General features: G+C 68.8%; 7 protein-coding genes and 1 pseudogene. 2 read left to right on the top strand and 6 right to left on the bottom strand.

Features of this window, described 5'->3' with window-relative positions; all coding sequences use genetic code 11:
• Positions 1 to 343 (bottom strand): annotated as a pseudogene (locus tag VD972_RS42340) (hypothetical protein); the annotation flags it as partial.
• Positions 344 to 520: 177 nt separating this feature from the next.
• Positions 521 to 1081 (bottom strand): hypothetical protein, encoded by a 561-nt coding sequence (locus VD972_RS42335; protein WP_324995240.1) that lies wholly within the window; start codon positions 1079 to 1081, stop codon positions 521 to 523.
• A 96-nt stretch (positions 1082 to 1177) separates the two neighbouring features.
• Between VD972_RS42335 and VD972_RS42330 the strand changes: the two genes are divergently transcribed.
• The gene (locus tag VD972_RS42330; RefSeq protein WP_324995238.1) at positions 1178 to 3520 is read left to right on the top strand and encodes a serine/threonine-protein kinase; all 2343 of its coding nucleotides are present in this window, start codon (positions 1178 to 1180) and stop codon (positions 3518 to 3520) included.
• A gap of 7 nt (positions 3521 to 3527) precedes the next feature.
• Here the strand turns inward: VD972_RS42330 and VD972_RS42325 are convergent, their stop codons facing one another.
• A complete protein-coding gene (locus VD972_RS42325) occupies positions 3528 to 3860 on the bottom strand; it encodes a rhodanese-like domain-containing protein (protein WP_324995236.1) in 333 nt (110 codons plus the stop codon).
• 11 nt (positions 3861 to 3871) lie between these two features.
• On the bottom strand, positions 3872 to 5032 hold the full coding sequence (gene moeB / locus VD972_RS42320) for a molybdopterin-synthase adenylyltransferase MoeB (protein ID WP_324995234.1): 1161 nt from the start codon (positions 5030 to 5032) through the stop codon (positions 3872 to 3874).
• A gap of 80 nt (positions 5033 to 5112) precedes the next feature.
• On the opposite strand from moeB, the gene VD972_RS42315 reads away from it, so the two are divergent.
• Positions 5113 to 5502: an iron-sulfur cluster assembly accessory protein gene (locus VD972_RS42315; protein WP_324995232.1), complete on the top strand. Its 390-nt coding sequence runs from the start codon at positions 5113 to 5115 to the stop codon at positions 5500 to 5502.
• 93 nt (positions 5503 to 5595) lie between these two features.
• On the opposite strand, the gene VD972_RS42310 is transcribed toward VD972_RS42315, so the two are convergent.
• Positions 5596 to 6102, bottom strand: coding sequence for an acyl-CoA thioesterase (locus tag VD972_RS42310; protein ID WP_324995231.1), 507 nt, complete (start codon positions 6100 to 6102; stop codon positions 5596 to 5598).
• Positions 6103 to 6128: 26 nt separating this feature from the next.
• A complete protein-coding gene (locus VD972_RS42305; RefSeq protein WP_414654217.1) occupies positions 6129 to 6848 on the bottom strand; it encodes a deoxynucleoside kinase in 720 nt (239 codons plus the stop codon).
• Positions 6849 to 6901: the final 53 nt, after the last annotated feature.

Below are 6901 nucleotides of genomic sequence, written 5' to 3'. Positions count from 1 at the left end.
CCCCCACCCGGGCCGACTGCACCGACAGCGAGCGCGTGTAGTCCTCACGCTCGTCCGCGCTGGCCCGCGCAAAGACGCGCCCGAAGACACGCACCGAGCGCTCCTCCACCGCCTCCGCCGCGGGCGCTTCTGCCGCCTCGGGGCTCTCGCCCAGCGGATCAACCTTTGCCTTCTTCTTCTTCTTCTCCTGGGCCGGAGCGTCGGTTGACGCCACCACGGGAACCTCAGGGGAGGCCGGCTGCGCCTCCTCCACCGGCTCCTGCGCCGCCAGCGCCGGACCGCTCAAGAGAACTGCGGCGAGGAGGCCCCGCCAGATCTGTTCCACCCCACGCCACCCCGCCATGCCCGCCTCCACGCCGCAGCCCGGGAGGGCCCTCTGCAACGCGGATGCCCGGGAGGGCAATGTCGGCCGCTTGACGCCCCAAGGAGGCATGCACCCCGAAACCGCAGCCAAATGGCGGTGATCTTCCTCCTGAGGGAAGAAGTTTTCCTCACCGGAGAGGCGGGTCTCCTTACAGCCTTACAGCCCCGAAGGGTCCTTCGGCGGCGCCGCCGAGGCCGAGTCCGGGCGCAGCAAGCTCCGGATTCCATACCCCAGTGCCACCGTAGCCATCAGCCCCACCATTGCCCACAGAAAGATGCGCGGGATCGGCTTGGGGGTGACTTCCAGCTCCGCGTGGAGCGCCTTGAGCCGCGTGGTGCGGAAGCTCACGTCGAGCTGGTAGGGGCCCGCCCTCTCGGGGGTGAAGGTGGCGGCCCAGTTGACGGCCCCCTTGGTCACCGTCTGCACCTGGCCGTGAGTGCTCCCGGCTTCACGCAGGGTGATGGTGACGGGGCCCTCGAAAGGGGGGCCATCGAAGCTGCCCACATTCAGGAGGACCTTGAGGGGCTCCCCCTCGTGCGGCGTGTCGGGTTGGAGGGAACCCTGGAGGCGGTCCTCGGTGTCCGACCAGGACAGCTCCAGCATCTGGTTGCGCCGCTCCACGGCGATCTGATCCGGCTCCTTGAGGCGCACGGACTGCGCCTCGGCGGTCGTGAGCCCGGCAAGCAGGCTGGCCCCGAGCGCCAGCCGTCCGATCACGCTTCGACGGCTTTGCCTCCCTGGGACCCGTCGCCTAAGATGGTTTGCGCTGACCCCTACCACTTGAGCTTGCTCCCACCCGGCGAGCAAACCGGGATGAACCCTCCTCAGCCCTTCGGGAAATACCAGCTTCTGAAGAAGCTCGCCACGGGCGGGATGGCCGAGGTGTGGCTTGCGCGCAGCTCGGGCATCGAGGGCTTCACCAAGAACGTGGTGGTCAAGCGCATCCTTCCGCACCTGGCGGAGGACCGCGAGTTCGTGGAGATGTTCCGCAACGAGGCGCTGATCGCCGCGAACTTCAACCACCCGAACATCGCCCAGGTCTACGAGTTCGGCGAGGCCAACGGCACCTACTTCATCGCCATGGAGTACATCCACGGCGAGGATCTGGGCCGCGTCATGCGCAAGGCCTGGACGGCGGGCCAGTGGATCGCCCGGCCCCTGGCCATCCGCATCGTCGCCAGCGCGTGCGAGGGCCTGTACTACGCGCACACCCGCGTGGACGGCAGCGGCAAGCCGCTCAGGGTCGTCCACCGCGATATCTCTCCGCAGAACATCCTGATCAGCTTCGACGGCTCGGTGAAGCTGGTGGACTTCGGCATCGCCAAGGCGGCGGACACGGTGGGGTTGACGAAGTCCGGCGCCATCAAGGGCAAATTCGCCTACATGGCGCCGGAGCAGGCCGCGGGCAAGGCGCTGGATCACCGCGCGGACATCTTCGCCATCGGGCTGGTGCTCTACGAGCTGCTCACGGGCGTGCGCCCGCTCAAGCGGGACTCGGAGCTGGCCACGCTCCAGGCCGCGCTCGAGTGCGCCATCCAGACGCCCTCCGAGGTGGCCGACGTCCCCTCCGAGCTGGATGGGGTGGTGATGAACGCACTGTACAAGGCGGCGGATGATCGCTACCGCGACGCGCGCCAGTTCCAGGTCGCCTTGGAGGAGACGCTCGTCGCCCAGCGGTGGGTGGCCAGCTCGGTGCAGATCTCCGAGCTGATGGAGACGCTCTTCGCGGATCGGCTCCAGGAGGAGAAGAAGACGGGCAACTTGATGCCCACCACCACCGATGAGTTCGCCAACTCGGGCAACTCCTCGTCGCCTGCGTCCGCGGGGCAGAGCGGTGGACGGGGCGCGCCGCCGCCGCCCGCGGTGGACATGGAGTGGGAGGCTCCCCCGGGAGAGATCTCGCAGCGCAACGAGCGGCGGGGGACGTCCGCGAACATTCGCGCCACCGGACGCCCGCGGGATGAGAGCCAGCCGCGCTCGCTGGCCGAGGAGATGGCGGAGTACTCGGCGCCTCCGGGTGGCGGAACCGCGGTCGCGCGCCGTCGCACGGGAGAGACGCCTCGGCGCCCCACGAGCGTTGGGCAGACGGCGATCGCCCGCAGCACCTCGCGCCCGGACATGCAGCGGGCCGAGTTCGAGGCTCCCCTTCCCGAGCCCCCCGCGCCGCGGCGCACCAACGCGCGGCAGTTCCAGGAGGAAGAGGAAGAGGAGGAGGATGAGCTGCCGTCGCGGACCCGGGCCCGGGCCTCGCGCACGGGAGCGCTCGCCGTCGACGCCCGCGCGCGGTACGACGAGGATCCGGATGCCGATCCCGAGCGGACCCGGCTCCCGCCCCCGCAGCGCGAGCCCCCGCCCGACGAGACCCTGCCGCCCCCGCCGCGTCGCCGCACGGGCATGGTGAGCCGTGTCCAGCCGTCCACCGAGCCGGCCGCCCCGCCGCGCCGGCGCACCTCCAGCCGCGTGGACGTTCGGCAGGCGCCGCCTCCGAGGCCTGCACGGGAAGAGGTTGAGGAAGAGCCTCCGTCGCGCCCGCAGCCACCGGCGATGCCGGCCCGGAGGCCCGTCAACAAGGGTGAGCTCTTCAAGAAGCTCTTCATGGTGCTGGTCGCCGCCGCGATGGCGATCGGGATCGTGCTCTTCTGGCCCAAGCTGATGAAGCGGCCCATCGACGGCATGGGCGTCTTCGTCACGGTGGACTCCATCCCGAAGGTGAATGTGCGGGTGCGGCACAGCGACAAGTGCGGCAGCCCCGAGCCCTTCACCGATCTGGGGATGGCGCCGATCAAGGGCGTGCCGGGAGCTCACCTCCAGGACACCCTCATCCTGGAGAACAAGGAGCAGGGCGTCTATGCCGAGGACGAGGAGCTGCTGCGCTTCGGCGAGCCTGGCGAGACGAAGACCCTCAAGCGCGAGTTCAAGATGGGCACCGTCAGGCTGACCATCAAGCCCAGGAGCGCGGGCCCGTTCCGGCTCTTGAGGGATGGCCAGGAGCTGGGCCTGTTCTCGTCTGGGTCGAAGGTCGATCTGATGGAAGGCGACCACCAGCTGGAGCTGCGCGGCGAACAGCTCAAGGCGCCCGTACAGGTCGAGGTCACCGTGAAGGCCCGGGACACCACCGACGCATCGGTGGACGTGTCCGGCGACCTGCTGAAGTAGCGGCGCATCAGTAGCGCCGCAGGCTCCGGTCCACCATCCGCGAGTAGAGGTCGATGCCCCCGCGGAGCGACACCGCCTCCAGGCCGCGCGAGATCAGGTACGCGGCGCCGTGGAGGCTGCGCACGCCGTGGTGGCAGTAGACGACGACAGGGCGGCCCCGGAAGGCCTCCAGCTCCTCGGCACGCTCCTCCAGCTCCGGAAGGGGGATGAGCACCGAGCCCGGCAGCGCCACCCAGGCATGCTCGTTGGGAAAGCGCACGTCGAGCAGGGCAGGGCGCTCCTCGGCAGGGCCCGCGAGCCGCGCGGCGAGCGCGGTGGGGGGGATCTCCGGGATGGGCATGGGCAGACCTCTCAGGCAGCGGTGCTGCAGAACTGCTCGTAGTCGATGAACTCCACCTTCGCGCCGTCCTTGCACACGGGGCACTGGGGATCCCGGCGCAGCTTCAGCTCCTGGAAGCGCGTGCCGAGCGCGTCGAAGGTGAGCAGCCGGCCCACGAGCGGCTCGCCCTTGCCGAGGATGAGCTTGAGCGCCTCGTTGGCCTGCATGAGCCCGATGATGCCGGGGAGCACCCCCAGGACACCGGCCTCCGCGCACGAGGGCGCCAGATCCGGCGGCGGCGGGGCGGGGTAGAGGCAGCGGTAGCAGGGGCCTTGGCCGGGGACGAACGTGGTGAGCTGGCCCTCGAAGCGGTAGATGGAGCCGTGGATGTTGGGCTTGCGCTGCAGGACGCACGCGTCGTTGAGCAGGTAGCGGGTGGGGAAGTTGTCCCCCCCGTCCAGCACCATGTCGAAGCCCTCGAGGATGCGCACGACGTTCTTCGAGGTCAGCCGCTCGGCGAAGGGCACCACCTTCACATCGGGGTTGAGGGCCTCGATGGCGGCCCGTGCGCTCTCGACCTTGAGCTGTCCCTGGCGCTCGCGGGTGTGGATGACCTGGCGCTGGAGGTTGCTCAGGTCCACCACATCCATGTCGACGATGCCGAGCGTCCCCACCCCCGCGGCGGCCAGGTAGAGCGCCGCCGGAGAGCCGAGCCCGCCCGCCCCCAGCAGCAGCACCCGGGCCTTCAGCAGCTTCTGCTGCCCGGCCTCGCCGACCTCGGGGAGGATGAGGTGGCGGCGGTAGCGCTCCTTTTGATCTGCGGTGAGCACGAAGGGCTTCTCCACCGGGTGAGCGGCGTCGCTCCAGCGGTTGTAGCCCCCCGCCATGGAGGCCACGCGCTCGTAGCCCATCTCCCGCAGCGTCCGGGCTGCGAACGCCGAGCGGGTGCCGCCCGCGCAATACAGGACGAGCTCCTCCTCGCGCATCGCGCACTCCTCGATGCGCAGCTCCAGGTAGCCCCGGGGGATGTGGAGGGCGCCGGGCAGGCGGCCGGCCGCGTGCTCGTCCGCCTCGCGGACATCAATGAGCTTGATCGGGGCCCGGGCGTCCAGCAGGCGCTTGACGTCCTCGACGGAGACCTCGCGGATCTCCTGCTTCACGCTCGACAGCAGGTCTCGAAAGGTAGTGGCCATGTGTGCCTTGTATAACCCGAGGCTCTGGTGGATTTTGACAGAGTTGGCGTTATAACGGGCGAGCAAGGAGACAGACGCACATGGAAACCACGACGACCCAGACACCCGCCACGACGGCTCCGGCCTGGGAGGCCACGCCCCATACCCCCCTCTGGCTCACCGAGGGCGCCATCTCCCAGGTGAGGGAGGTCATCAAGGCCCAGGGCTTCGACGGCTATTTCTTCTCCATCCGCGTGGTGCCGGCGGGCTGCAGCGGGCTCGGCTATGACTTGAACCTCGTGAAGGAGGCGAGGCCGAACGACCACGTGTGGGAGCAGGATGGCGTGCGCATCACCACGGACGCGCTGAGCAGCAAGTACCTGCTGGGCACCACGGTGGACTACGTCACCTCGGTGACGGGCTCGGGCTTCAAGTTCGACAACCCGAACGCGAAGTCCTCCTGCGGTTGCGGCACCTCGTTCACCACCTGATGGGTGGCTGCGGAGCGTAGGGGGCGGCAGTCCCCCCTCCCTCAGTGAGGGAGGGACGAGGACTCCGCCCCGTCTTCGTTTCACGGGCCTTCCTCACTCCGGCATCACCCGGAGCCAGGCCTGAGACGCCTTCCGGCGCGCCATGCGCTGGGTGCGTCGCTCCTCGGCCTCGTGTGCGGCGATGCGCTCCTCCTCCGTCTCCAGCTTCAGCGGAGGCACCTGGACGCGGCCTCTCTCCTGGTTCAGCGCTACGAACGTCATCAGCGCGCTCGTGGTGAGCGAGCGCTCGCCGGTGAGGGGGTTCTCCGCGTGCACCGTCACTCCCACCTCCATGGAGGTGCGAAAGGTGGCCAGCACGCGCGCGCGCAGCTGGGCGATCCACCCCACGCGGATGGGAGCATGGAAGTGGAGATCGTCCATGGAGGCCGTCACCACCACCTGGCGGCAGTGCCGCTGGGCGGCGATGGCCCCGCAGATGTCGATCCACTCCATCACCTTGCCGCCGAACGCCGAGTTCAGGTTGTTGGCATCCGACGGCAGGATCAGCTGAGTCATCACCACTTCGGAGTCGCGCGGGCTCTTGGCCGCAGTGTCTTCCACGAGATGTCTCCTGCTCACGAGAGGGCTCAGGCGAGGAAGGCGGCGACGCGATCGAGGAACTCCTCGCGCCCCTTGCCTCGGCGGATGTCCTGGCTGGACACGTCCACGTGGAGGCAGTCCACGCTGTATTTCTCCCGCAGCACGGCGGGGAAGCTGGTGTAGTAGCCATTGAGCCCGAGCAGAAACTCGCTCTGGATGCCGCGCTCCTCCTGGCGGCCGCGGGTGCGGATGCGGTCGAGCAGCACCTCCACCGAGCCCACCGAGAAGCAGATGACCTTGTCGGGCGGGGTGATGTTGCGGGACAGGCGCTGGAAGTACTCGTAATAGAGATCCAGCTCCTTGTTCGTCATGTGGCCCAGGCCGTGGAGGTACTTGGCGAAGATCTCCGGATCCTCGTAGAGGGTGCGGTCCTGGACGCAGCTCTTCTTCACCGAGTGGATGAGCTCGTGGTGCTCCACGCGCCGGATGAGGAACTCGAGCTGGAGGGTGAAGCTCCAGCGCCGCATGTCGGCGTAGTAGTCCTTGAGGAAGCGGTTGTCGATCACAGGCTCGTCGAAGAGCTCGAAGCCAAAGGACTGGCTGATCAGCTTGGCGGCCGTCGTCTTACCGGCGCCGATGTTGCCGGCCAGGGCCACGAAGCGCTTGGCCTTGGGTATGCGGGCGCGCAGCCCGTTGCGCGAGCGGGACTTGGCGGCGGCGGGCATGGGGCTCTCTGAGGTGGGAGGGGCTTCGACGGTGCGGGGCATGGGCTCCAGGACCTACGCTGCGGGAGAAGAGTCGTCCAGGATCTGCCTTAGCA

Source organism: Hyalangium sp. (assembly GCF_035629615.1).
Classification (GTDB): domain Bacteria; phylum Myxococcota; class Myxococcia; order Myxococcales; family Myxococcaceae; genus Hyalangium.
The sequence above is the reverse complement of the archived record's forward strand: the minus strand, read 5'-3'. Positions and strand labels throughout refer to the sequence as shown.

What these genes read in the sequence shown, in the direction of transcription:
- VD972_RS42330 (WP_324995238.1), top strand. Translation starts at nt 1,178, where the DNA reads ATGAACCCTCCTCAGCCCTTCGGGAAATACCAGCTTCTGAAGAAGCTC.
- VD972_RS42325 (WP_324995236.1), bottom strand. Translation starts at nt 3,860, where the DNA reads ATGCCCATCCCGGAGATCCCCCCCACCGCGCTCGCCGCGCGGCTCGCG.
- moeB (WP_324995234.1), bottom strand. Translation starts at nt 5,032, where the DNA reads ATGGCCACTACCTTTCGAGACCTGCTGTCGAGCGTGAAGCAGGAGATC.
- VD972_RS42315 (WP_324995232.1), top strand. Translation starts at nt 5,113, where the DNA reads ATGGAAACCACGACGACCCAGACACCCGCCACGACGGCTCCGGCCTGG.
- VD972_RS42305 (WP_414654217.1), bottom strand. Translation starts at nt 6,848, where the DNA reads ATGCCCCGCACCGTCGAAGCCCCTCCCACCTCAGAGAGCCCCATGCCC.